Origin of the sequence: Coleofasciculus sp. G2-EDA-02, from assembly GCF_040226375.1 — a bacterium.
In the GTDB taxonomy this organism is placed as follows: domain Bacteria; phylum Cyanobacteriota; class Cyanobacteriia; order Cyanobacteriales; family Coleofasciculaceae; genus Coleofasciculus.
Genome location: NZ_JAVKEW010000095.1, coordinates 23,276 through 48,949 on the forward strand (window position 1 = coordinate 23,276; position 25,674 = coordinate 48,949).

A 25,674-nucleotide genomic window follows, 5' to 3' on the forward strand; every position below is an offset into this window, starting at 1 on the left:
TGACAAATGACAAATGACGAATTTATGTCTGAACTTGAAACCGCCTTAGAATTTATCCGAAACGTTGAACGGGAAAACCCTGATAAATCAGCCTATCAAATTGCCAATATCCTGCGCGGCTATACCCGGAAAAACTATACAAGCCGATTATGGAGTACCGCAACAGGTTATCACCAAGAGTATATTGAAGGAGAATTTCAAGGAAAACTCAATGGGGATGTCTTGTTAAGTGGAGAAACCACAGACTTTGGTCACTTTCTCGCCTCCCTATCTGATCGGTGGGGATGGCGGGTTTTGTTTTTCATTTATCAGTGGGGATGGCGGGTTTTGTTTTTCATTTATCAGTGGGGATGGCGGGTTTTGTTTTTCATTTATCAGTGGGGAGCTGAATTTAGTCCCTAAACCCGCCCCTACAATTGATTCCCTAAATCCGCCCCTACAATTGATTCCCTAAACCCGCCCCTACAATTTGAGGATTTATTTTCGTTAACTTTTTAAAATAAAACTCTATAGGTTGCCCATAAAATTGCTAAACTACAACCATCTTAAAAGAATCTCAAATGGAATGGTTGAAAAATGACCTCAATGAAATGTCCTAAATGCCAAGGAAACCTAGAATCTGTCGTTTATGCCGATATTGAAGTAGACCGATGCACGGATTGCTATGGCATCTGGTTTGATTCTCAAGAGGCTCAAACTCTCAAAGAAATAGAGGGATCTGAAGCCATCGATACGGGTGATCCCCAAATCGGCAGTAAATTTAATGCCATCGAAGATATTAATTGCCCGAAATGCCAAACCCGAATGACCAAAATGGTTGACCTAAAACAGCACCATATTTGGTATGAAAAATGCCCGATCTGTTATGGTATCTGGTTTGATGCTGGGGAATTTAAGGATTATAAACAGGAGGATATTCAGGATATCTTCAAAGGCATCTTTACTGGGGAACGGCGCTGAACCGTAATTTGGAAAAATCGGAAGTCATCTGGGTGATCAAGATTAGCGAAGCATCAACTGAAATAGTCCGGTTCAGTACATTGACACAGCCGCTTTGAACCGAGCTGATGTGAGAGTCTCCTACACTCAATCAAAGATTAGAGTGTAGGCTTCCTTTGCTTTGTTATGGTATATACATATTTAGTTTAATTTGTCAATATTCTGATTGAATGATTTTAGAGACTTTTTTCTCTTGACAAACAGTCCTAATCACCTCATATAATATTGAGTCAGGCGAAATCCATTTTCGTCGCCCTCTTTTCACCCCACCCATTGGACGTCACGGCGTCACACTTGCCTCCTGTTTACCTAGGACATCAGTCAACAAACCGACTGCGAGCAAAGTGAAAGGTTGATATGGCGTTGTCATCCTCACGCCTTTTCCCGGTTTCTAGGAATACTTGACCGACGCTCTTGGTGAAGTTGACGGCAAAGGGGAAGTCAAACTGGATTCAGTCTTTTTTTTGTCAGTCTTTTTTTTGTCAGTATTGTTGTGCCAAAACACTCAATCTATCTATTGTCTCAAAACATGAGAATAGAATAAATTGATAATTACGCTCAAAATTCAAATGAACTTAAGTCATTATGGAATCATTTTTGGAATTCTTAAACAATATCAATATTGATATCTCTGGCATTCCTGTTGTCAAAACTGTGATTGTCATTCTCGTACTGACACTGATACAGGTATTTAGACGGCTGTTTATTTCAGTCGTCATTAAAACCATAGAGCGTTTTACTAGAAAAACCGACACTACCCTTGATGATGAGTTAATTGCGTTTCTGAAACCAGCATTAAGCTGGATAATTTCCCTGGCGGGGTTATGGATATCACAACTCATTTTGGCGGATGAATTGGGACCTAAACTGACTGAAACAATAGAGAAGACGCTCAACTTACTCTTGGTTTTTGTCATTGCCTACTTGGTTTACCGAGGCGCTTATCTTTTTGGCAATTTAATTGCTGCTGTAATGTTCCATTCGGAAAGCGATGTTGATGAGGTTCTTAAACCCTTAATCCCCAAGATTTTCCAAGCCGTCGCCATTATTCTACTCGCCATTAAAGTCAGTGAGATGCTGTTAGGGCAATCGGCGGCTGCAATAGCTGGTTTATTAGGCGGAGCCGGAATCACTTTAGGTTTACTGTTCAAAGACATTCTTTACGACTGGTTCTGCACCTTTATTATCTACTCCGATAACCTCTATCGAGAAGGGGATTGGGTAGGAATACAAGGAGTGAATGGTTTTGTCCAAATCATGCAGATTGGATTTAGAACCACAACACTGCATATCACGAATTGGGGTTCTATTGTGAAAATGCCTAATTCTAAAATGATTTCCGGAATTGTGGAGAATTGGTCACAAAATCCGGGTGATGAGTTGAAGTGGGGGCTTAACTTAACCCTAAAAATTGACGGGATTTCCGCTAAGCAAACCGAGAGAATTTGCCAGGGCATTCGAGAGATAATACCCACTATTAAGGGCGTGTCTCCATCGGGGTTGGCTCGGTTTACCCGCATTGAGCAGAATGCGCGGGTGATAGAAATTAGGGCTTTTGTTTATGATGATAATCTCTACTTTGATGCAGAAACCCAATTAAATCTAGCTATATTAGAACTTTTGGAGAAAGAAGGCATTGACTTCCTGTATATTGACCTAGAAACCCAACCGGAAAAGTTGAAAAGTTTCAAAGCAGCTAACAATTGAAAATAAAACCCATTATTGACTTTAAAGTGGATCATTTAATTTAAACACCGAAACAAAGTTTCCCTCAACGGTTGTTAAGGGTCAACACTTACCTATTTTCATTTGCCTATCTTTGATGATTCAAAATGGAACTATAATTTGTGTCATCCCAGATAAAATCAAAGATTATGAGGTGGGGCTTCTTGGCGATTAAGCTAAATGTCTTCCGACTTATCCACGCTACGGCTGGGAGAGGCATTATATAAAGCATCAAGCTGGGTGCGGGCGTCTTCAACCGTCATTGATTTCATCACCATCAGCGGCTCACTTGTCGGTTTACCTGCATCATCCAACAGTTCTGGATGGGGTACACCAGTGTGACGAAAGCCAGACGCAGAAAATGATTGTCTTCCCGCAGGGGAGTAGTGCCGTTGAGCATCTATACTCAAGTTCAGCAAGCTGCGAATCAAATTCCCGATCGCAAGAAATGCAATAACGGTAAAGGCAATTACATAGAGTAGGTGTAACATGGCATCATCCTCCAGACTAAACCGTTGATGTGTTAATAGATTATCTTAGATGGGTCAAGAATTACGTCTTTATCAGTAATCCGTTTAGCTTATCAAATCTCGGCAGAAATTTGATCACTCCCTCGACTCAATATTCACATTTTTGGAAACCTCCGACTCAGATTCTCCCGATTTCAATGAGCGCCAGCGCATCCCTACCTGCCAACATTCGTTGACTAATCGATGCCATGGCACTAATGTAGCGGGTTCAATCCCCACTTGACCATCCGTTGCTTGAAACAGTGTCACCGCCGCATTGACTTCCCGTTGAGCTGTTTTGACTCGATCGAGTAAATCCGTCTGCTGCTGTCGGCTTAAAAAGCTGATCTCCTCGGATTCGAGTAAAAAACGCGATCGCGAAAACCAATATCGAAAATCATCCAAGAGCGGTTGCAGTATTGACTTGAGCAGATCTTGCTCGTGAGGCTGAGACTGAGGCATGCATCTTAAGCGCTAATTCATCTGTAAACTTATCTTAACGCTAGTTACAATTCTTTACAATACACAAGCAACTGAGCAACCTGCATTGATTGAATAAGGTAGGTATCATGGAATGGAGCAAGGGAACCAGGGAAACCGGGCTAATTGGGTTCACTGTTAATCGTTTTGTTCACCCGATGAACCATGTAGCTGGCTCGGAGAGAAGCGAGTACCATGATCCATGATCCATGATCCATGTAGCTTGCTTCTGTTTGCCGGAATACGCTGGCATCCCCCATCTTTTCGTGGGATAAGCTTAAACCCGATTGCATAAGAACTGCTTTCAATCTCAACTCAATGGTACACTCACCCATGTCCAACGTAGAAGCCCCCCAAAAACCCGAAAAAATCCATTTGCCTCGGACTAGTCAATCCGAGAGCTTAAAAAAAATTCGCCACACCGCCTCCCACGTCATGGCGATGGCGGTGCAGAAGCTATTTCCGGGGACACAGGTGACCATTGGTCCGTGGATTGAGAATGGCTTTTATTACGACTTCGCTAAACCCGAACCCTTTACGGAGCAAGACCTAAAAGCCATCAAAAAAGAGATGGTCAAAATCCTCAAGCGCAAACTGCCCCTGATTCGGGAACAAGTCACTCGTGAGGAAGCCGAACGCCGGATCAAAGAACTTGGAGAACCCTACAAACTAGAAATCCTTCAGGATTTAGAAGACCCAATTACGATATACCATCTCGGAGACGCTTGGTGGGACTTGTGCGCTGGTCCCCATGTGGAAACAACCGCTGACATTAATCCCAAAGCAATTGACCTAGAAAGTGTCGCTGGGGCATACTGGCGCGGCGATGCGACCAAGGCACAACTCCAGCGAATTTACGGCACCGCCTGGGAGACGCCGGAACAACTAGCCGAATATAAGCGGCGCAAAGAAGAAGCCCTCAAGCGTGATCATCGCAAGCTGGGCAAAGAACTAGGACTGTTTATCTTATCCGACGCGGTAGGACCGGGATTGCCCTTGTGGACGCCCAAAGGTACCGTATTACGGAGTACCCTGGAAGACTTCCTCAAGCAGGAGCAAATTAAGCGCGGTTACCAACCGGTGGTTACACCTCATATTGGTCGCGTCGATTTGTTTAAAACCTCCGGACATTGGCAGAAATACAAAGAAGACTTGTTCCCGATGATGGGTGAGTCAGAAGCCGAGGGCTTTGTCCTGAAAGCGATGAACTGCCCGTTTCATGTGCAAATCTATAAGCATGAACTGCGTTCCTACCGAGATTTGCCTATGCGCCTAGCGGAGTTTGGCACGGTTTATCGGTATGAACAATCGGGAGAACTGGGCGGATTAACGCGAGTTCGGGGCTTTACCCAAGATGATGCTCATCTATTTGTCACCCCCGAACAACTGGATGATGAGTTCTTGCGGGTGGTTGATTTAACTCTATCGGTGTTTGGCACCCTAGGGTTGCAAGACTTTAAAGCCCGTTTAAGTTTCCGTGACCCCAGCCAAGACAAATATATTGGTTCAGATGAGGCGTGGAATAAGGCAGAGAACGCCATTCGTCGGGCAGTCGAAACCTTGGGAATGGCTAATTTTGAAGGCATTGGCGAAGCCGCGTTTTATGGTCCAAAGCTGGATTTCATATTCCATGACGCCCTCGATCGCGAATGGCAATTGGGGACGGTACAGGTGGACTATAACCTGCCAGAGCGATTTGATTTAGAGTATGTGGCAGAAGATGGGACGCGCCAGCGCCCTGTGATGATTCACCGTGCGCCCTTTGGCTCATTGGAGAGGCTGATTGGCATTGTGATTGAGGAGTATGGGGGAGACTTCCCCTTCTGGTTAGCTCCGGTGCAAGCACGACTGTTACCTGTGAGTGATGAGCAGTTACCCTTTGCCAAGGAAGTGGCACAGAAGATGCGCCTAGTGGGGGTTCGAGTCGAAGTCGATACCAGTGGCGATCGCTTACCGAAGATGATTCGCAATGGAGAAAAGGAAAAAATTCCGGTGATGGCGGTTGTCGGGGCGAAGGAGGTTGAGTCGAATAGTCTCAGTGTCCGGACTCGCACCGCTTTTAAGCCCTCCCAAGACTTAGGGGCGATTCCCGTGGCGCAGGTGTTAGAACGCATGGAGAGTGCGATCGCCAACCGCCAGAATTTTTAGGTTAAATCTCTCTATATATGATGTAGAGACGTAGCATGCTACGTCTCTACAAGGTTTGGATGTCTGGAAAAAACGGATGCCTAATCATGTTGCAATTGCTTAACCCTATTAATCGATAGAGGTTGATAGAGAGGACATAAGGCAACTTTTCGCTTTTCCAAAAGTTTAGCCACTTCATTTATAACAATATCCACCAAATCAGTATCACAGCTAGCTAAAAACTCTTCCGACGTTATTGTTCCTTGAAAAAACTCCTGGGTGCGTTGCCACATCTGGCAAATCCCCTCAAATCCGATGTACTGGACAACAAAGCTAGTCAAAGGAGAGGTTTTGAAATCGAATGAAATGCCTTGAGCGCGTCCCCCTACCAATAACTGCCACACTTCGCATTCCAGAACAGTTTTAGGTCGATAAGGATTAATCAGAGTGGGAAACGAATCGCCCAAACGACCGATTGAACTGTGTTCATCTCCAAAATCTCCCATCATAATGGTTAAGGGAACATCTGAACCTAAACGCAATGATAAGGCTTCTAAAATAGCATTAGCCACCAACTTACTGTCTAAATATAGCCGCGCCACTTCTAAATTACGGCGAGCTTGCTCTACTAAATGGAGATAAATTAAATCATTGGGTTCGCCTCGGAACTGTCTAAAAATAAGTTCGGCGTTAAGGAATTTCATAAAAACTGCCATTTTTTGGATAGCAACTCGATAATCCCGCACCGTATAGGAACCGGATTTGTTGAGATTATGATTAGTTTCGGGTAATAAATTCCAAGTATTGGATAAAAAAACAGCCGAGCTGGGATGAGCAAACCCACCAACATCGCGATTCGCAAGTCTTACTGAACGCTTCACGCTTTCTATGATTTCTGTATCCGTTAAGTTAAGATTAAATCGCTGATTTGTAAACTTCAAACACTGATATAATTCTTCGCTAGGACTTAACCCAAAATCGGATTGAGTGCGGAAGGGAATAGTCGCTTCGATACAAGCTATAACCTGCACAATCAATCCCGGCGTCAGTAAAGGCTCTAGTAGTTTAGCCGCAACAATCGCACTTAAAAACTCATTTTGTCCGGTAAATGGAAATAGTTCCTCTCCTGGAGTAACTTTAAACAGAGTGGCGACTATCTCAAAAAGGGTATCCTGTTCACCTGTATTTTCTTTTCGGACAAAAAACTTTCCTCTCTCCTCCTCAATAAAAGGAGCGAGATAGGGTGTCAGGTTAAACGGAATACATCCATCAACTTGCACGTAAATAATATCGTGAAACAAAGCCGCCAGGACTTCAATAGCGTCCGTCGATCCACCGACTTCTAGAATATGTTCTACGGAATGAAAATAGCGCCAGGGACCCATCATTGTTTGCACGATGATTCGGGCAATATGAGCAAGCTGAGTTTGGGGAACTTTAACGTCTAGCTTATGGGTTGCCCAGATGAGCTTATGCAAACATTTCTGATAATTCTTATCAAAATTCATAATCTGAACTTAACTCATGGGAATAATTTAAAAGCGTCATTATAACTCTATACAGCCTAAACAGCTATTGACCAGGAAAAGAGAGGGAAAACTGGCAAGCTTTTAGTTAATTGGGGAGGGTTTAGGGAGTACTGTTGATTCTTTTTCAAGAGCGATAGCTGAAAATTACGCCCTTACTTTGAGTTTTGATTTCACTCCCCTACTTCCCCCGTCCAATGATTTTCTATCTTTAAATCCAATTCGAGATGAGCGGCTTTCAATGAAATAGGGAGATTTTCGGATTGTCGTTGCCATGGCATGGTATTATAGTCTTTATTTCAAATTGTGAAGGTTTTTTTGCCGATTTTACCTCAGCCAGATGTTTGATTGTATCTGCGCCAATTTGCGGAATCTCTCACAAGAGAATTCTGAATCGGTTAAGTCTAATGAGTAATCAGCAAAAGGCAAACCACCAAGCTCGATAGTCCGAATTTTTCTGGGTAATGGCTTAGATCGCCAGTCAGCCAGACTTACCGCGCTCAAGCTACTCCTGAAAAATGCCCGATTCTGGCTAGCGATCGCTGAGCACGTTATCTCTTTCCCAATTGGCTGTTTGTGAGCGATGATCATACTATCTTAACCTAAATCCGCTGATGCGGACTATCTGAAGATACTATGAGCAATCGCCCTCCCTTGAATGCATCTGCCCCAGCCTCTATCCTTTGGCAAGCCCAGCAGGAACTGTTAGCGCCTCGTCAGTTCTATCGTCTGTGCCAACAAGCGCGTCAGCAATCCGATCAGACACAGACACGATTATACTTCTATGCTCCTGATTCAACGTTCATTGACTTAAAAAACAGAATTGGAGCGCGGGAAATCAGACGATTTCTCGACTATTTAGCCCAATATGTACGGGGGACTGTGCAAGAGGGCGATCGCTCTATATTCTACCTCAAACGAGGCAGGCTCCGGCTAAAACACAAAACTCAGACAATAATATTAATTAGAAAAGTAGGGGAGTATTCCCCACATACCCTATTTAAGCAAGCCATGAAAATTGAACTAAAAATAGCTGGGGCGGGGATGATTGGTCGGGTCGCTCGTCTTAGGATCAATGGCAAAGATTTTGCCTTTAAAGCATTTTTTGATCCCGACTTTGTGTGGCAGCACGGACCTTGGGCAGAAATTCCCATCGGTATTCGCTTAAAATATTGTCAAGTGACTAAAGATATGCCGGAATTTTTGTTTTCTGGTCTGGATTGGGCAATATGGGAATGGATTTATCCCCACACTCATCCCCAATCCCGAAAACAGGGCATTACATACCAGCAGTTTGCTCAAAAGGAAGGACTCACGACACTGAATCCCTTAAATCGAAATAACTATAATCCCCATAATATACGCCTTGATCCCGGAGGAATTCAAAAAAACTATTGGGGAAGGCGATTTCAAGATTTTTTCCGCAGCCTTCTGTTTTATGCTCGGAAAGTTCGCACACAAGGATGGAAGTCCCTGACTCCATACCTGAAACCGGAAAAACTCCGCTATTTAGGGCTGCGGTTGGTTTCACTCAGGAGAACTGGGGGGAGTTCAAGGGCCGTATCGTCGATACCAGATTGGCACACCGTATTGACGAAGAAAAGAAACGTAAAACACCCTGAACTATGATAAGCTGAGCAATCATTTTTTAACAGAAATTCGCGATTGACCTGCTCTAAAACTTAGAGTAAGATTATTTATTTGAGCAAGGATTGAGAGTAAGCAACCCCGGTCTAAAGACACGGAGCAAAAGCCAAATAAGTTGAAGCTGTGCTTACCAGCCTAAGTCTTCACTGACTACGTTATCGGCAAGTGTTCAAGACCTACCAGTAGATGCTCCCGCTAGTCTACTGCTCTAGAACCGAAAAGTTAAACAGTTTTAAGGTCACTGAAACAGTGCTTTTTGGATAGTTACCGACCGATAACATTGGCGAAGCTAACTTTACCCCGGAAACGGGAGACTGAGGCAACCATACCTCATTGGAGGGGCAACCATACCCCTCCGCCCCAAAAAGGGGTAGGCGGTTGAAACCGCTACCGAGTTTTCCTCCCCGGTTTGAAGCTTGCCCGATAAGCGAAACGAAGGGACACGGGGTTTCCCACAACGGAGGAGTCCTAATGATTGACCGCTAGCCGCAATGCTATCTCCGACTAAAAATCCGGCATCTAGCAAGGACATTCTTTATGCAGCCAGAACAGCTACAGCAAATAAAAGGCTACTATCTTGAGGCTGCTGAAGCACACCTGCAACTCATCGAGCAGCATTTGCAGCATCTGCGAAGCACGCTTAAAAACCCAGACCAAGTGAATGAACTGTGCCAAGCGGCTCGTTGTGGTATCGTAGGGGGGGCGAACCTACTGCCGATTAGTCAGCTTCATATTCAAGGCATTCATCAAATCGGTTTATGTTTGGTGGACTGTGTTAATTTGATTCAGCAGCAGGGTTTACTCCAGGTTGACCAAAGGCTGCAAGATTTGTTAATGCAGGTGTTTTATGCCTTGAAAAAATTAATTGAGGCGATGAATGAACCCTCTAGCTTAACGGATGAGCAGGTGACGCAAATTATGTCAAAAACCGAGTCGAAGCGGGAACAACTCAAGGCTCACCTCAAAGGGTTAATTCAGCGATCGCGCCACAAGTCGTCTGCAAAGGGGGAAGCCGCGTCAACACAGGAGACTGACACACCTTCCCTTGATGACTTACAATCCTTAATCGATGAACTCTTGCAGGATAGGTAAGTTGGTCAGTCGAAATCAATTTAACGATAATAAATTGTGGAAACGTCCCTCAACCCCTGACCAATGATAAAGGATAAAGGACAAATGAGGATGGGATCATTTTTTGTAATAGATTCGTAAATGCCCTTCCACTACAAGATTATCCAGTGCTATGATTGTCTGTTGAAGCCTAAACCATTATCTCTTCATTTGGGAATGCATCTTAATTTTTAAGCGAGCCAAACGCAGCATAAGAGGCGCGATGGAAACAGTAGGCGTGTTAATCTCAGGTTGCATTTTACACTTGTCCGGTTACAACTCTAGTCGGTAACCATTCAGAGGCGCAAGCCAAACGGCTGAGTTGAAAACTGATGCTGCGATCGCGTAGTCCTACATTTTGACCAGGAGGCTAAGGTTTCACTTGTCCCGACTTTTCTGATAGGAATCAGCCAACATGAGTACAGTTTTACTAGTTGAAGACAACGCCAGTCAGATGGATCTGATCGAGAACTACCTGCGCCAAGGGGGTCACACTGTTATCCGAGTGTCTAAGCCAAAAGAGGCGGTGACTCACGCAACGAACAAACAACCCGATGTGATTATTACAGATGTTGTCATGCCAGGAATGAGTGGTTTTGAGTTGTGTCGAAAACTTAAAGGTCATCCGGCTACAGCTAATATTCCTATTATAATTTGTTCCTCTAAGAACCAAGAAATTGACCGTCTTTGGGGTATGAAACAGGGGGCTAAAGCTTATTTGACGAAGCCTTTTTCTCAAGAGCAACTCAATCGTGCGGTTAAATTGGCAATGGCATAATTTTATTTCTGGTGTAAGGGTAAACCGGGTGCATCCCATTTTTAGGGAATAGGGAACAGGGATTGATTTTTTTTACTCACTTAACCCAATTTATGTTCAGGTACTTATCGGTAGGGCAGCTAGGTCACCGAGAAACCTGAAAATATTGTAAAATTGAATTAGAGTTATTATTTAATAATGCTGATTACCATGTTTAAAAGCAAGTTGCATCGGGTAAAAGTAACCGATGCCTGCTTGTACTATGATGGCTCAATTACCATTGATGAAGAACTCCTGAAAGCGGCAAATATTTTGCCCTACGAAAAAGTACAGGTTGTCAATGTTAATAATGGTTCCCGTCTGGAAACCTACACCATTCCTGGCGAATGGGGAAGTCGTGTCATCTGCTTGAATGGTCCGGCGGCTCGTCTGAATGCTGTCGGAGACAACGTGATTGTGATTGCTTACGCTCAGATGACACCGGAAGAAGCACTTTTACATCATCCCAAAGTCGTCAAAGTGGATGAATTCAACAATCCCTTGTAGGTTTTTTAACCACACCTGGGTATTATGGGTATTATGACAGATTGAGTATTATGACAGATAAAGATTCGGAATCAGTCAAAGTATGGTGCAATGAAATCACAGCCGCCTATACCTTAGAACAACGAAAACACTGGTACAGTGAGGTTGCCAATATCTATCATCAAGCCCGACCCCGCTATCCTAAAACCTTAATCCATCGCGCTGTTGAGTTAGCTCGACTTCCCGATCAAGCTACCATTCTAGAAATAGGATGTGGTCCAGGAATTGCCACTGTAGAATTTGCTGAATTAGGCTTCTCCATGGTTTGTCTTGAGCCAAGCCAAGAAGCGTGCAAACTTGCCAAAAGCAACTGTTCAGCCTATTCCAATGTGGAGATTATCAATACAACCTTTGAAGAATGGCAGCTAGAGCCTGGGCGATTCAACGCTATTCTTGCCGCGACTTCCATGCACTGGGTTTCACCCGAAATTAGGGTGCAAAAATCTGCTGAGGCTTTGCAAGAGAATGGGTCTATAATTATGTTGTGGAATACACCGCCGCACCCCAATGATGAAATTTGTCATCAATTAGATGAAGTTTATCAAACTCAAGCGCCATCTATTCCCAAATTTGCCAGATATGGATCTATAGAAACCCATCAAGCCAACCTAAAAGAAATTGAACAAGATTTTATCAACTCAGGTTTATTCCCGAATTTCTTGTCAGAACAGTTAGTTTGTGATACGACTCATAGCATTGATGAGTATTTGACACTTTTGAGTACAATATCACCCTACATAAAGTTAGATTCGCTGCAACGAACCTCCTTATTTTCCGGTATGAGAGAAGTGTTAGAGAGAACCTGTACAGGAAAGCTAAAAACCTCCTATCTTTCAGCTTTGCAAGTTACCCATGTCAATCACGGGTAAAAAAGAACGTGGGAGAAAGTTGAAACAGGATGATCAGCCAGATGATTTTAGCTAAAAGAGTAACGATGACAATTTTTGCTAACTACACCCTTGCATTGACCGACTCCCATTTGGCATAGTAGCTCCACAAAAGTTGGTAAGATAAACATTGGCGGTTTTAATCTTGGCTTGGCGTAAATTAGCGTTGACTAAGTTGGTACTAATTAACGAAGCATTACTTAAATCGACGCCTTTAAGGTTCGCACTGTTGAAGTTTGCCCCATTCAAATTAGCGCCATTTAGAGAGGCTCCACTCAAATCTGCTTCTGCTAAATTGGCATTACTCAGATTCGCACCATCTAATATAGCCTCCTTGAGGTTAGCACCTTTTAAGTTGGCACCCTTGAGATCGACATTACTCAAGTCACAGCCAGGGCAATCTCTCGCTTTGGCTATCTTTGCTGGAACTTCAGAGTTTGTCTGTTCGACTGTCACTCCAGTACAAGCAGGTGTACTGAAAACTAATAGGGAAATAATTATGTTTAGGGGTTTCATATCACTTAAGCTTTTTAAAGTTCTACCACTTAAAATTTGGTCTGGGCGGGTTGAGTTGCATCTGTGGTTTATTAAATTCTAAGTTAAAATAGGAAGTTATGCATTTAAACGATAAGAACATCGAAACATTTTGAATTGGCGTAGGGGTTTGGTCTCCAAACCCTCTTGGTCTCCAAACCCTCCAAACCCCCCAACCCCGATTTCCCAACCCCGATTTCCCAACCCCGATTTCCCAACCCCGATTTCCCAACCCCGGATTTCCCCACCCCGCCGTAGGGATTTATATAAGGATTTGGAGACCAAATCCCTACAGAATGATTACCATTTTGATGGGTTGTTTGGATGTAATTGATCATTTCCCCAACGCAATGGATTGTCAATTATATATTGCCTCAAAATGTTGAGCGTTTTTTCATTACGGATAATATGCTCATAATAGTTTCGTTGCCAAAATCTAGCTCCGATTGAATCTCGTTTTTGATTGATTAATTTAGTTGTTTGATATTTGAAATAAGCGATGATTTTGCCGAGTTGTGTTTTTTGCACAAAAAATGGATTGGGGGGTTTGGAGACCAAACCCGTACAGGCATTCGGGGAATTGGGGGGATTCGGGGAATTGGAGAAATTGGGAGGATTGGGGGGTTTGGAGACCAAACCCGTACAGATGATGATGCCGTGAAAATGATTGGGCATGATAACGGCAGCATCAATTTCTAGGTTGTCAAAATGATCGGGTAGATGGTTCCAAACATGATAAGTGATTTCGCCATATTCATTGAGTTGCAGCCTTTGATTCATGATCGTGCCAAGTAAACATTCACGGTTTTGAACACAGATTGTTACAAAATAAGCACCCGCCTGATTATAGTCATAGGATTTCAGGCGAATTGAACGTCGATGATGAATTTGAGGATTATATTGTTTAACCATTTCATTTTCCCTTACCGACCCACCAATTTATCCCGCAGATGTTTAATTTTATCGCGATACTTGGCAGCCTCCTCAAATTCTAAATTCTTCGCCGCATCCTTCATCTGGGCTTCCAGTTGACTAATTAACTCAGGAATCTGTTCGAGGGGTAAATCCTCTACCTGTTCAGAAACCTTTATTAACTGTTGATGATTCAACCGCCGCGATACATCCAAGAATGCCAAAATTGCATTACTGGATTTTTTGACAATCGGTTGCGGAGTAATTCCATGCATCCGGTTATATGCTAATTGAATTCCCCGACGCCGTTCTGTCTCATCAATGGCTTTTGCCATGCTATCGGTGAGATTATCAGCATAGAGAATGGCTTGTCCCCGAACATGACGCGCCGCTCGACCAATGGTTTGAATTAGGGATCGTGCAGCCCGCAGGAATCCTTCTTTATCGGCGTCTAAAATAGCCACCAAAGATACTTCTGGTAAATCTAACCCCTCGCGCAACAAATTCACACCAATAAGTACATCAAAAGCGCCCTCCCGCAATGATTGCAAAATTTCAATCCGTTCAATTGAATTAATTTCCGAATGTAAGTAGCGCACGCGAATGCCGCGTTCCTGTAAATATTCAGTTAAATCTTCCGCCATGCGCTTGGTTAAGGTGGTTATAAGTACCCGTTCTTTTTTGAATGCCCGTTCCTGAATTTCCGCGAATAAGTCATCCACTTGACCTTCGGTGGGACGGACAAATATTTCTGGGTCAACAACCCCCGTGGGACGAATTACTTGTTCCACCACTTGTTCTTGGGACTGTTCAATTTCCCAATCTCCAGGAGTAGCGGAAACAAAGATACATTGGTTAACTTTTGTCGAAAATTCTTCTGCCTTCAGGGGACGATTATCCGCCGCACTGGGTAAGCGAAACCCATGGTCAATTAATACCCGTTTCCGGGCTTGGTCGCCGTTGTACATCCCCCGAATTTGGGGTACGGTGACATGGGATTCATCCACGACTAATAACCAATCTTTGGGGAAGTAATCAATTAAACATTCTGGGGGTTCTCCCGCCCTACGTCCGGCGAGGTGACGGGAATAGTTTTCTACACCATTACAATATCCGACTTCGCGCAAGAGTTCTAGATCATAGCGGGTGCGCTGTTCTAATCGTTGCGCTTCGAGTAATTTGCCAGCCTGTTGTAACTGGGTGACTTGTTCTTGGAGTTCCGTTTCAATGGCGTTACAGGCTTCTTCTAATCGTTCATCTGGGGTAACAAAGTGACGGGCGGGGTAGATATTGAGGGCGTCGAGACTTTGGATAATTCCACCTGTCACGGGGTCAACATAGCGGATAGCATCAATCTCATCACCAAAGAATTCGACGCGAATAATTCGGTCTTCATAAGCTGGACCAATTTCGAGTACATCTCCCTTGACTCGGAACCGTCCCCGCCCCATTTCTATATCATTGCGGGAATATTGTACGGAGGCTAAATCGCGCAGGAGTTGACGCTGATTTAATTCTGTACCCACTCGCAGGGGAATCGCGGCTTTGAGGTATTCTGAGGGTATGCCCAAGCCATAGATACAGCTAATCGAGGCTACCACAATCACATCTCGCCTTTCAAAGAGCGATCGCGTGGCGGAGTGGCGCAGCATATCGATTTCATCGTTAATCGCGGCGCTTTTCTCGATATAGGTATCACTGACGGGAATATAGGCTTCCGGTTGGTAGTAGTCGTAGTAGGAGACAAAATACTCCACCGCATTCTGGGGAAAGAAGTCCCGCAACTCGTTACAGAGTTGGGCGGCTAAGGTTTTATTGTGCGCCAGTACCAGAGTGGGTTTGCCCGTATGTTCGATGACTTTGGCTACGGTGTAGGTTTTACCCGTTCCCGTCGCACCGAGGAGGGTTTGGAAACGATGACCCGCTGTCAGAGAAGTTGTTAGGCGGGAAATGGCTTGGGGTTGGTCGCCCTTGGCTTCAAAGGGGGCTTGCAGATCAAAGGGTATCATTTGTCATTTGTCCTTTGTCATTTGTCCTTTGTCAGGAAACAGGAAATTCATCATTCATCGTGCCTGCTTTGGTTTAGGGTAAAAGGAATAACGATTAACTCTTACAATGAACCGACTGCAAAAAGCCATTACAATTTTCTGCATAACTGCCACGGTGAATGCCTGGGGTATCATTCCCTCTTTCTGCGACAACGGGACACTATTTAGTATAGCTACTGCTCAGACGGGACAAGATGGGGAACCGGGAGTTCGGGTCAAGCCTCTATCTAGAGAGGTTCAAGTTTCTCCGTCAGAATCAGCTGTCCCCAATCAACTCACTCAGTCGAATCCGACACCGGGAATGAGCCGTCCATTGACGGATGAACTTGATGTCAGTCTTTTAGCTAAAACGGTTGCTAATTTTATTCAAGCCGAACGCTATCAAACTGATTCCGAAATGCAATTCAGTTTTGAGGCGCAGGGTTTTACCGGTCAATTTTCGGTGTTGGTTAAAACAATTGCCCAATCTCCTCAGCAGTTTCGCACCGAAATTTCTACACCTGAGTCAGGTGGATTTGCCCAACCGACTTATATTCTGGTTTCTGATGGTGATCAGGTATGGATTTATAAGCCGGAATTAAAGCAATACACAGTTATGGATTATGAACGCTTTAATCAGTCGAATGATAGCTTTTTTATTGGCTTTTCTTCGATGTTATTTCTAGAAATGTCTGCTCCTTTTAGGCAAGCTTTTGCTGACGGTGTAGTGACGGCAGAGGGAGTCATTGATCAGCTTGAATCGGTTTTTAAGGCGGAAGATGATATGCCATTGCAGGGTAATATCCTAAATTTAGAGGGACAAGACTACTATTCCTATCGCTATAAGGATCGCCAAGCCGGATTTACGTTCACATTTTTGGTGGAACCGAATACAGCCGAAGTTGATCAGCTTCAAATTAGTGGGAAAGCTGACGGAATGGATATCAAGATGACCGAAAACATTATTCGCCGTGTGCCATCTCCTATTGTTGCTACTGATACCTTTACCTTTTATCCGCCCGCCGGGGTGACTCAGGTGGAGTCTATGGAAATTGACATTTTTTAGAAAATAGCTGAGGATTAATAATAGCTTGAATTTGACTTGTTTGATTCAAATTGTAGTGCATTACCATTTAACTGGAGATGAACTTGATTAATAGACCCCTAAGAATTATCGCGATCGCGTTTTTTTCGACGCTGCTGATGTTCGTGTACGGCTGTCAGCCAACAAACAATGTGACTGAGGAACCTGTGACAGAACCCCAAGAAGAAGTCGCGGAACAACAAGCTAGCATCGCCACAGCCGTCATCAACAGCACAACTGATCCCTCAGAAGTCTTGGGAGAGGCTGAGTTTACCAACACTGCGGATGGTATGTTGATTGAAGTGACGATGACAAATGCTCCATCGGGAGAACGTGCTTTCCACATCCATGAATCGGGTAGTTGTGCGGATCAAGGGAATGCGGCTGGCGGTCATTTTAATCCAGATGATGTGAAACATGGATTAATTACCGAAGATGGGTTTGAGAATGCTCATGCGGGAGATTTAGGCAATATTACGATGGCTGAAGATGGTACTGGTACAAAAAGTATGACGGTTGAGAGACTCACGTTTACTGAAGGGAAATATGCTATTGGGAATCGGGCGGTGATTCTTCATGAAAAGTCCGATGATTTCGGTCAACCTACGGGTAATGCTGGTGGGCGAGTTGGCTGTGGAATTATTGAAGTGACTGATTCGTAGGAGTCGGACAAAATCAAATCGGATGGCTTCCCCCTTAAAAAGGGGGACGGGAGGGGGATAGATAAGGGGGACGGGAGGATATCAATCGGTGACAACCGACTTAAGCCGTAAGCCTTGCCAGATAGGGCGCAAGCCTTGCCAGATAGGGCGTAAGCCTTGCCAGATAGGGCGTAAGCCTTGCCAGATAGGGCGCAAGCCTTGCCAGATAGGGCGCAAGCCTTGCCAGATAGGGCGCAAGCCTTGCGCCCCTACGTAGACAAAAATAAAGGTTGTGACGACAATTAAAGGTTCATTTAGTTCTAGATGGGGAAGATTGGGAAAGCGAATATGACTAATCCTAAAAGAGGGGTAATCAGGAACTTAGTAATAGTAAGGATTATCTGGTTCAGGGACTTTTTCCACCTCACTCGCGTCAATCACCAATTGCCGTTTATCTTGTAATGTTTCCGTAATCATTTTACCTTTCACTTGTATCCAGGTATCCGGTTTATAAGCCTGACGATTTCCCGGAAGTTTCACGGGTAAACTGACTGGATAAGCATCCGCAGCACAGCAGGTAATCACAAAGCGAGTGACTAATAAATAGTTCGAGGATAGGTTTTTAGGATAAACTACAAACCCTTTAACATTAACCGCTTGACCCGCATATTCATCAGGTTCCGGATAAACACTCAAGGTGCGAATCCATTCAATCAGCGATCGCGCTTCGGGTTTGCTAGCGCTGCGAAAGGATTGGGGCTGGGTGCGGGTGGCGGTTAAGGAGTCCATGACACCTCGTTGAATAGCCGTCTGGCTGGTAAAGACTTTGGGTTCCACCAATAGTCCTAAAATCGCCGTGGCTAACAACAATCCTGTACTCCAACCCGGTGGAAACCAGCTAATATGTTGCATCATCGGCATAGTTTTGGGATTTCGGGGTGGTAATTGACCGATGACTTGAATGGCTTTTAACACCGCCAGCACTAGCAACAGTATCCCGGTTCCCAGAACTAAGGCAAAGTAGTTCGGGTGAATGAGTAAATTTAACTCGCCACTGACCCAGTATTGAATCAATAAAATCCCCCAAATGCCTAGGGTGATAATATCGAGTATGGGTAGCCAAATATTTTGTCTTTTTATCATTGGTCATTCGTCATTTGTTATTGGTCATTTGTCATTTGTCATTTGTCATTTGTCATTTGTCAAATAATTCTCTCGTTCAAAATTTAGTCGGGGCGGGTTTAGTCACATCTGGGTTAGGTGAGAAACGATAGTAGTGAAACCCGCCCCTACACATTGAAAACTCACAACTTTATAACTAGCTTAAATGTAAGTTAACCATTAAGGTGAGCAAAAAGGTTAATTGGGCGGCGAGGGCAAATAAGTAAAAAATTGCCCTAGCTTTAAAGACGGAGAACATTAAACCAATTGCCTTGATGTCTATCATTGGACCGAATACCAAAAAGGCTAATAATGAACCACTGGTAAAGGTGGAAGCAAAGGCGAGGGCGAAGAAGGAGTCAACGGTTGAACAAATTGAAACGACGGCGGCTAATACCATCATCGCCAGAATTGAGGTGAGTGGACCTGAACCCAAACTGAGGATGATTTCACGGGGAACGGCGACTTGAATCGTCGCCGCGATCGCACTCCCAATTATTAGCACCGCGCCTAATTCCCGTAACTCTTGCACGGTATTGTCTAAGAACAAACGCCAGCGATCGGACCAAGGCTTACGGGGGGGGGTAGCGGCGAGTGAGGCTTGGAGAACTGTCGCATCCATCCGCAGAGGGGTTCCCGGTTGACCTAATAAAAATGTACCTGATTGCAGGAGGGCGGGTTGGGGTTCATTTTGCACAGAAGGTTTGACTTTGCGTTCTTTGGGAAGCACCATGGAACGGGTGATAGTCTGTTGCAACAGGGGGCGCATATCTTTCTGAACGCTGAAGACGCAACCGATAACTATGGCAATACCCAGGGAAAACAAGACCCGTAAGACCACAATTTCCGGCTGATCTCGAAATGCTACCCAGGTTGACCAAATTACAATCGGGTTAATCGTGGGGGCGGCTAGCAGAAACCCGATTGACACCGATACAGGTGCCCCTTGTAGCAGCAACCGCCGTGACACAGGAACATTCCCACATTCACACACCGGGAAGAAAAAACCCGCACAACTCCCCACAACCGCCCCGAGGAAGGGGTTCTTCGGTAAGGAAGCAATCAGCCGTCCCTCATCGACGAACAACAGCAGCAAGCCGGAAAATAAGACGCCAATGAGTAAAAATGGGATGGCTTCGACCAGCAAACTCAAGAAAAGGGTAAAGGCGTTGTTTAACTGACTCATGCATTTCGCGATCGAGGGTCTTTTTACACGTAAGCGCTATTGTATCAGATAGTTTACAGCGAGTGAGGGAAGTGGGGATCAAGGGATAATTAATACCATTCACGGTGTCATAAATCAAATCAGGACTTACACAAATTTACTGTTGACCCCCTATATGGCTTACTTTTCACGGGAAGCCTCGAAACCGGCGAAAGTCGGGGCGGGTTTAGTCACATCTAGGTGCAACCGAAAAGATAGTAGTAAAACCCGCCCCTACAAACGTGCTTGATTCCCTCGAAGGTTGTGAAGAGTCACGCACCATGTCCGACTAGCGACGTGAAGGATCAATGTCGTGAACAGTCAAGAAAAATATCCTCAGCTGGAGACGATTTATTGGTTGTTTTCATCTTGTTATTTTCTAGCTAATCTATTGATAGTCTAAAAAATTGCTTGTCACACCCAATCCGGGTTTATCGCAAAAGGCAGAAGGCTCCAGGGCAAAAAGGGGATTACTTCGGTTGGCAAGTTGCTAATCTTTCAGTGGGCTGATGCAAATCAGCATTTGACGGCACAATAATCAAAGATGGCGAAATGGGGAATAACTGCTGTGCAACCGACAAAGCGACGCGAACAAATTGAACAAATCGTAGTTACCGCTGAGCAGATGCGCGAGATTGAAGGGCGTATCTTTGATGCGGGAATGCCTGTCGCCGCATTGATGGAAAAGGTGGCGGGGTTGATTACGAGGCGGATTCAAACCCTTTATCCCTATCCGCAAACACGGCGAGTGGGTGTGTTAGTGGGTCCAGGACATAATGGCGGTGATGCTTTGGTGGTGGCGCGGGAGTTACATTGTCAGGGCTATGAGGTGCTGATTTATCGTCCGATTAATAAGCTCAAGGAATTAACCTGCCAACATGCTCGATATGCTCAGAGTTTGGGGATTCCCTTTTATGAGCAGATTCAGCCGTTGCTGGATTGTGATGTAATTATTGATGGATTGTTTGGATTTGGGCAAACGCGATCGCTGGAAGGAAATCTGGCGGATACGGTTAAGCAATTGAATCAACTATCCCTACCCATCCTTAGTATCGATTTACCCTCTGGGATTCACACGGATACAGGAGAAGTCTTGGGTACAGCGATTCGGGCAACTCGCACGTTCTGCTTGGGGTTATGGAAGCAGGCATTTTTACAAGATCAAGGATTGGATTCTCTGGGTGAGGCGGAGTTAATTGATTTTGGTATTCCCTTGGCGGATATTTGGGCAGTTTTGGGTCAATCACCGGGACTAATGCGGGTGACTCCCTCCATGGTGCGGGATTGTCTACCTCTACAACGTCCAGCCGCTACTTATAAGTATAAAGAAGGGCATCTGCTATTGGTTTGTGGCTCAACCCAATATTCTGGCGGCGCGATTTTAACCGCACTGGGGGCGCGGGCGTCTGGGGTAGGGATGCTGTCTGTGGCTGTCCCGGAATCGCTGAAACCTTTATTAGTCAGTCATGTTCCGGAAGCGCTGGTGATTGGTTGTCCGGAAACGAACAGTGGCGCGATCGCACAACTTCCTGATTCTGTAAACTTAAGTAAATTTAGTGCGATCGCCTGTGGTCCGGGTTTGACTCTGGATGCTAAGTCTTTGGTACAAGGATTAATGGGGGTAGAATGTCCTCTGATTTTAGACGCCGACGGCTTAAATAGTTTAGCGGAACTGAAAACGATTCCCACGTTAATCCGGCGTCAGGGGGCGACGGTGTTAACGCCTCATGTTGGTGAGTTTAAGCGGTTATTTCCCGATTCGGCTGAGTTGCTTCCTGATCGCGTGAGTGCGGTGCAAAAGGCGTCTGTGCTGAGTCGAGCCGTGATTTTATTAAAAGGAGCCAGAAGTGCGATCGCGAATTCCCAGGGATCGGTTTGGCTAGTGCCAGAAAGTACACCCGCCCTAGCCCGTGGTGGAAGTGGGGATGTTCTCACGGGACTCATCGGTGGTTTAGTCGCACAGCCTGCTACAGCTAAGTTTCCCCTAGACGCCACCGTCGCAGCGGCGGCTTGGTGCCATGCCCAAGCTGGAATTTTAGCCGCACAGGAACGCACTGAGTTAGGTGTGGATGCTTTTACCTTGTCAGAATATCTCATACCCGTGTTCCAAGAAGGCTCCAAGGCTCCAAGGCTCCAGGGCAGAGGTTGTAGAAACGTAAGGCGTGGAACTAGGGCGAGCCGGGGAGCAAACAAAGGACAAATGATGAATGACGTTCCCTAAATTTGAGATATAAGAGATTCAAATAGAAAGACCGGGGTAGGATAACACCAAAGATTTTGTGAACTTTTACTAAAGTCTACAGCCGTTAGACGAAATTCTCTACTCCAGAAGTGTTGATAGCAGTAGTTTTCCGGAAGGTTCACCCATTTATCGGTCTTCTGCTGCAATACTTTTCGGTATGGAAACCAGGCAAGCCATTCTTGAGCCTGAGTTTTTGTTACTCGATCATTACGTTTGCCTTGAACACTTGCCTTGACAAATATTCTCCGCACGGCTAATATTTTTGACTTTGTTCAACAACCAACAATCATCAAATCCGAGGATTTCTGATTTGTCAAGTATTTGGCTGTCTGGCAACCGAACGATGAATGACTGAACCCTCCGTCCTTAAATCCCCCATTGTGTGTTTCCCATGACTAGTGAACTACTGCAACAAGTCCGACTATTAGATCCGGTTTCCGGAACCGACCAACTCGCTGATGTGCTGATTACAGATGGCATAATCAAAGCTGTTGCACCAAAAATTGCGGAGTGGTCAAGCGATACTGTGGTGCGGGATTGCCAAGGTCTAATTTTAGGGACTGGCTTAGTCGATCTTTACAGTCATTCGGGGGAACCCGGATATGAAGAACGAGAAACTTGGGCATCACTGCTGGCGGCGGCTGCTGCTGGAGGCTTTACCCGACTAGCCATTTTGCCGGATACAGTACCGCCGTTAGATAATCCTTCTGGACTTGCCCGTGTGCGCCAGCAGGAGATCTCCCATCCTAGCCAATCTTCCCCTCACCTGTATTACTGGGGTGCAATAACCCAAGGCGTGGAAGGACAACAGATGACGGAACTGGCTGAGTTAGCCGCAGCAGGCATCGTGGGTTTTGCCGATGGGCGTCCTTTATCTAATCTGGCTCTACTGAGGCGAGTGTTAGAATACTTGCGCCCGTTGCAAATACCTGTGGCGTTATGGGCGTGTGATCTGAAGTTAAAGGGAAATGGTGTGATGCGCGAAGGGGCAAACTCCATCCGTTTTGGTATCCCCGGAAATCCCTCTATGTCAGAATCAGCCGCATTATCTGCCATCTTAGAAGTAGTAGGTGCGATCGCGACTCCGGTACATTTGATGCGTATATCAACCCGTCGCGGCGTGGAACTGATTCAAGAAGCGAAAGCACGAGGGGTTCCGGTAACCGCGAGTACCTCTTGGATGCATTTGCTGCTGGATACTCAAGATTTAAGTAACTATAATCCCAATTTACGCATCGAACCCCCATTAGGTAATCCCGATGACCGAATCGCCCTAATCGAAGGAATTCGGGATGGCGTGATTGATGCTATTGTCATTGACCATACACCTTACACCTACGAAGAGAAAACCGTTGCCTTTGCCGAAGCGCCACCAGGAGTCATTGGTTTAGAATTAGCGTTACCCTTGCTTTGGCAAGGTTTGGTTGAAACTGGCGTATGTTCAGCTTTGCAACTATGGCAAACTATCAGCACAAATCCAGCGTTTTGTCTAGGTCAATCCCCCGCCAAGATTGCCAATGAGCAACCCGCCGAACTGGTTTTATTTGACCCGCAGCAGAGTTGGATAATTGCACAAGATACCCTGCAATCCCTCTCTAGAAATACACCGTGGTTTGGGCAAAAGATTAGGGGGCGCACCGTTCAAACCTGGTCAGGATTGACGCCATTTTATTGAACCACCATCTGTAGGGAACCCTTCATTTAATCTTACGCCCGGAAACCGTAGGGGCGCACCGACGTGCATTGGTGTCAACTTAAGCGCTAAAAGCAGGGGGAGCAGGGGGAGCAGAGGGAGCAGGGGGAGCAGAGGGAGCAGGGGAAGTAGAGGGAGCAGGGGAAGTAGAGGGAGCAAGCAACACGCCCCAGTTTGTATCGAACTGCTCGAACCAATAATTGGCAAGGGTTGTGGCTTAAGTTGACACGCATGACCGACGTGCGCCCTATTCAATGGTAAAATCTACTCCACAATTTTAGATGTGTCAATCCACTATAGGTTAAGGTTGAACGGGGTCTATAGGACGGTACATTTTTTCATAATATAAAATTACTTAAACTTATCGTAAAAGTCAAGCCCTAATTCTATTATTTTTGGGAACCTATTCTATGTGTTACTGTCCTGTAGGGGCGAGTCGCTGCACTATCGTTAAGAGGAAATCCATGAATTTTCTCGACTCGCCCCAGGCACCATTTATCAAGGTTTTTCCGACAGACAATTCGCTGAATTCCACCCGGTTTCGTGGGGCGTTACCATCGTTGAATCTGCGGTAAGAATTACATTACCTTGAGCATCTCTGTACCACCCTTGAGCCTCAACAATTTGCCGGGGTTTGTCACCTGAAATTGATTCGTTGTTTATCATTCTCGGTGACAATTGTATCGGCTCAGTTCCCTCAGTTTCATCGACAAAGCGCCAGTCTTCCCAAATCGCCTCAGGATTGAGACTCTGACTCGGAGATGCGGGTATACCACCGCGTCCAGTGATGATAAATTTGTTCTCTCCAGATGCTAGTCTGCCATACGGTGAACAACTGTTGTTAACTTGATTGGACATATCGATGAACGTGATGGGGAGGGGTGCTAAATCCTGGGTGGGGTCAATATCCGGGGTGTTTAATACCACAGTTCCCGTCGCCACAATATCATTGTCGGGGGTGAGTTGTTGGCGGAATTGCGTGCCAAAAATTCGTTGAGCATTGACTTGAATATTACTGCCAACGCTACGCCCCAATCCCGTGGCAACTATGTCGCTATCTTCGTTGGGTATGGCGATTAAAAAGGTTGTGTCGATAGTGATATTGCCATCAATTCCATCGTTGCCTTCAACACCACTAAATGCAGAGATTAGACTATTGCCACGTAACAGGAGTACATCTTTTACTTTGAGCTGGATGTTTCCGCCTCTTCCATTAGCCGATTCAGCATTTAGTCGTCCATTCTCTAAATAAATAGATTCAGCGATTACCGTTAAGTTGCCTGCATCGCCTGTTCCTTGACTTTCAACAGCGATTTGCCCTCCATCCCGAACCACTACTTTTTTTGAATCAATAATGATACTGCCGCCATTACCACTCGAGTCTCCTCCTGTATCAGCAAACACTCCACTGAAATCTCCAGAGATAGTTAAGCTGTCTTCCACCTGTAATAAAATGTCTCCAGCATCCCCCTCACCCAACGTACCACTTTCAATCTGTCCACCGCTATCGAGTTGTAGTTGAGCGGTATTAATCCTCACGTTACCCGCATCGCCTTCCCCTCCCATTTGAGAGGTTAAACGGCTCTCGCTCAGTTGCACCGATTCCGAGGCAACGACAGTTATATCTCCTCCATCACCTGTACTACCAGGAAAACCGCTACTACCAGGGAAAGTGCTACTAGAAATCAAAGCACCATCTTCCATAATCAGTACGGGTGTGTTCACGGTTAAGCTTCCTGCATCCCCCTTACCAAAAGTATCCGTTCTCAGAGCACTGGGAAACAGTGTATCCATATCCTCACCCTCAACTAAGACATCACCACT

General features: G+C 45.2%; 23 protein-coding genes and 1 pseudogene. 13 read left to right on the forward strand and 11 right to left on the reverse strand.

The annotated features are described in order from the left end of the window. Window positions 1-6: 6 nt before the first annotated feature. From RLO19_RS10400 to RLO19_RS10410, 3 genes are all read left to right on the forward strand, one after another. A complete protein-coding gene (locus tag RLO19_RS10400; protein ID WP_446356130.1) occupies window positions 7-402 on the forward strand; it encodes a hypothetical protein in 396 nt (131 codons plus the stop codon). A gap of 174 nt (window positions 403-576) precedes the next feature. Continuing rightward, window positions 577-960, forward strand: a complete 384-nt coding sequence (locus RLO19_RS10405) for a zf-TFIIB domain-containing protein (RefSeq protein WP_446349155.1) — start codon at window positions 577-579, stop codon at window positions 958-960. A 624-nt stretch (window positions 961-1,584) separates the two neighbouring features. Continuing rightward, window positions 1,585-2,706: a mechanosensitive ion channel family protein gene (locus tag RLO19_RS10410; protein WP_446356132.1), complete on the forward strand. Its 1,122-nt coding sequence runs from the start codon at window positions 1,585-1,587 to the stop codon at window positions 2,704-2,706. 194 nt (window positions 2,707-2,900) lie between these two features. Here RLO19_RS10410 and RLO19_RS10415 read toward each other — a convergent pair whose 3' ends face one another. The 3 genes from RLO19_RS10415 to RLO19_RS10425 form a co-directional block, all read right to left on the reverse strand. Continuing rightward, window positions 2,901-3,215, reverse strand: a complete 315-nt coding sequence (locus RLO19_RS10415) for a DUF2973 domain-containing protein (protein ID WP_446356134.1) — start codon at window positions 3,213-3,215, stop codon at window positions 2,901-2,903. Between the two features lie 114 nt (window positions 3,216-3,329). Next, on the reverse strand, window positions 3,330-3,695 hold the full coding sequence (locus tag RLO19_RS10420) for a DUF2605 domain-containing protein (RefSeq protein ID WP_446356135.1): 366 nt from the start codon (window positions 3,693-3,695) through the stop codon (window positions 3,330-3,332). 140 nt (window positions 3,696-3,835) lie between these two features. Then, a complete protein-coding gene (locus tag RLO19_RS10425; RefSeq protein ID WP_446356137.1) occupies window positions 3,836-4,021 on the reverse strand; it encodes a hypothetical protein in 186 nt (61 codons plus the stop codon). Between the two features lie 10 nt (window positions 4,022-4,031). Between RLO19_RS10425 and thrS the strand changes: the two genes are divergently transcribed. Further along, window positions 4,032-5,861 (forward strand): threonine--tRNA ligase, encoded by a 1,830-nt coding sequence (gene thrS / locus RLO19_RS10430; protein WP_446356138.1) that lies wholly within the window; start codon window positions 4,032-4,034, stop codon window positions 5,859-5,861. Window positions 5,862-5,941: 80 nt separating this feature from the next. On the opposite strand, the gene RLO19_RS10435 is transcribed toward thrS, so the two are convergent. Further along, complete coding sequence (locus RLO19_RS10435) at window positions 5,942-7,348, reverse strand: hypothetical protein (protein WP_446356140.1); 1,407 nt, start codon at window positions 7,346-7,348, stop codon at window positions 5,942-5,944. Window positions 7,349-8,002: 654 nt separating this feature from the next. Between RLO19_RS10435 and RLO19_RS10440 the strand changes: the two genes are divergently transcribed. From RLO19_RS10440 to RLO19_RS10460, 5 genes are all read left to right on the forward strand, one after another. Further along, window positions 8,003-8,995, forward strand: coding sequence for a hypothetical protein (locus RLO19_RS10440; RefSeq protein ID WP_446356141.1), 993 nt, complete (start codon window positions 8,003-8,005; stop codon window positions 8,993-8,995). A 555-nt stretch (window positions 8,996-9,550) separates the two neighbouring features. Next, a complete protein-coding gene (locus RLO19_RS10445) occupies window positions 9,551-10,105 on the forward strand; it encodes a hypothetical protein (protein ID WP_446356142.1) in 555 nt (184 codons plus the stop codon). A gap of 433 nt (window positions 10,106-10,538) precedes the next feature. Beyond that, window positions 10,539-10,901: a response regulator gene (locus tag RLO19_RS10450; RefSeq protein WP_446335487.1), complete on the forward strand. Its 363-nt coding sequence runs from the start codon at window positions 10,539-10,541 to the stop codon at window positions 10,899-10,901. Between the two features lie 177 nt (window positions 10,902-11,078). Next, on the forward strand, window positions 11,079-11,426 hold the full coding sequence (gene panD / locus RLO19_RS10455; RefSeq protein WP_446356144.1) for an aspartate 1-decarboxylase: 348 nt from the start codon (window positions 11,079-11,081) through the stop codon (window positions 11,424-11,426). Between the two features lie 50 nt (window positions 11,427-11,476). Continuing rightward, window positions 11,477-12,334 carry a class I SAM-dependent methyltransferase gene (locus RLO19_RS10460; protein ID WP_446356145.1) on the forward strand — a complete coding sequence of 286 codons (858 nt, stop codon included), beginning with the start codon at window positions 11,477-11,479 and terminating at the stop codon, window positions 12,332-12,334. 78 nt (window positions 12,335-12,412) lie between these two features. Here RLO19_RS10460 and RLO19_RS10465 read toward each other — a convergent pair whose 3' ends face one another. The 3 genes from RLO19_RS10465 to uvrB all read right to left on the reverse strand — a co-directional run bounded on the left by RLO19_RS10465 (window position 12,413) and on the right by uvrB (window position 15,807). Further along, window positions 12,413-12,868 carry a pentapeptide repeat-containing protein gene (locus tag RLO19_RS10465; RefSeq protein WP_446356147.1) on the reverse strand — a complete coding sequence of 152 codons (456 nt, stop codon included), beginning with the start codon at window positions 12,866-12,868 and terminating at the stop codon, window positions 12,413-12,415. 318 nt (window positions 12,869-13,186) lie between these two features. Continuing rightward, window positions 13,187-13,798, reverse strand: a complete 612-nt coding sequence (locus RLO19_RS10470) for a transposase (protein WP_446356148.1) — start codon at window positions 13,796-13,798, stop codon at window positions 13,187-13,189. An 11-nt stretch (window positions 13,799-13,809) separates the two neighbouring features. Next, window positions 13,810-15,807, reverse strand: coding sequence for an excinuclease ABC subunit UvrB (uvrB, locus tag RLO19_RS10475; RefSeq protein ID WP_446356150.1), 1,998 nt, complete (start codon window positions 15,805-15,807; stop codon window positions 13,810-13,812). A 106-nt stretch (window positions 15,808-15,913) separates the two neighbouring features. On the opposite strand from uvrB, the gene RLO19_RS10480 reads away from it, so the two are divergent. Further along, window positions 15,914-16,891: a hypothetical protein gene (locus RLO19_RS10480; protein WP_446356151.1), complete on the forward strand. Its 978-nt coding sequence runs from the start codon at window positions 15,914-15,916 to the stop codon at window positions 16,889-16,891. A 77-nt stretch (window positions 16,892-16,968) separates the two neighbouring features. Beyond that, on the forward strand, window positions 16,969-17,571 hold the full coding sequence (locus RLO19_RS10485; protein ID WP_446356153.1) for a superoxide dismutase family protein: 603 nt from the start codon (window positions 16,969-16,971) through the stop codon (window positions 17,569-17,571). An 81-nt stretch (window positions 17,572-17,652) separates the two neighbouring features. On the opposite strand, the gene RLO19_RS10490 is transcribed toward RLO19_RS10485, so the two are convergent. The 3 genes from RLO19_RS10490 to RLO19_RS10500 all read right to left on the reverse strand — a co-directional run bounded on the left by RLO19_RS10490 (window position 17,653) and on the right by RLO19_RS10500 (window position 19,897). After that, on the reverse strand, window positions 17,653-17,808 hold the full coding sequence (locus RLO19_RS10490; protein ID WP_446356155.1) for a hypothetical protein: 156 nt from the start codon (window positions 17,806-17,808) through the stop codon (window positions 17,653-17,655). 123 nt (window positions 17,809-17,931) lie between these two features. Further along, complete coding sequence (locus tag RLO19_RS10495) at window positions 17,932-18,693, reverse strand: TIGR03943 family putative permease subunit (protein ID WP_446356157.1); 762 nt, start codon at window positions 18,691-18,693, stop codon at window positions 17,932-17,934. A 175-nt stretch (window positions 18,694-18,868) separates the two neighbouring features. Further along, complete coding sequence (locus tag RLO19_RS10500; protein WP_446356159.1) at window positions 18,869-19,897, reverse strand: permease; 1,029 nt, start codon at window positions 19,895-19,897, stop codon at window positions 18,869-18,871. A 562-nt stretch (window positions 19,898-20,459) separates the two neighbouring features. On the opposite strand from RLO19_RS10500, the gene RLO19_RS10505 reads away from it, so the two are divergent. Together RLO19_RS10505 and RLO19_RS10510 are read left to right on the forward strand one after the other, a co-directional pair. Further along, complete coding sequence (locus tag RLO19_RS10505) at window positions 20,460-22,136, forward strand: NAD(P)H-hydrate dehydratase (protein ID WP_446356161.1); 1,677 nt, start codon at window positions 20,460-20,462, stop codon at window positions 22,134-22,136. Between the two features lie 412 nt (window positions 22,137-22,548). Beyond that, window positions 22,549-23,832, forward strand: coding sequence for a dihydroorotase (locus tag RLO19_RS10510; RefSeq protein ID WP_446356163.1), 1,284 nt, complete (start codon window positions 22,549-22,551; stop codon window positions 23,830-23,832). 516 nt (window positions 23,833-24,348) lie between these two features. Here the strand turns inward: RLO19_RS10510 and RLO19_RS10515 are convergent. After that, a pseudogene (locus tag RLO19_RS10515) lies at window positions 24,349-25,674 on the reverse strand (hypothetical protein); the annotation flags it as partial.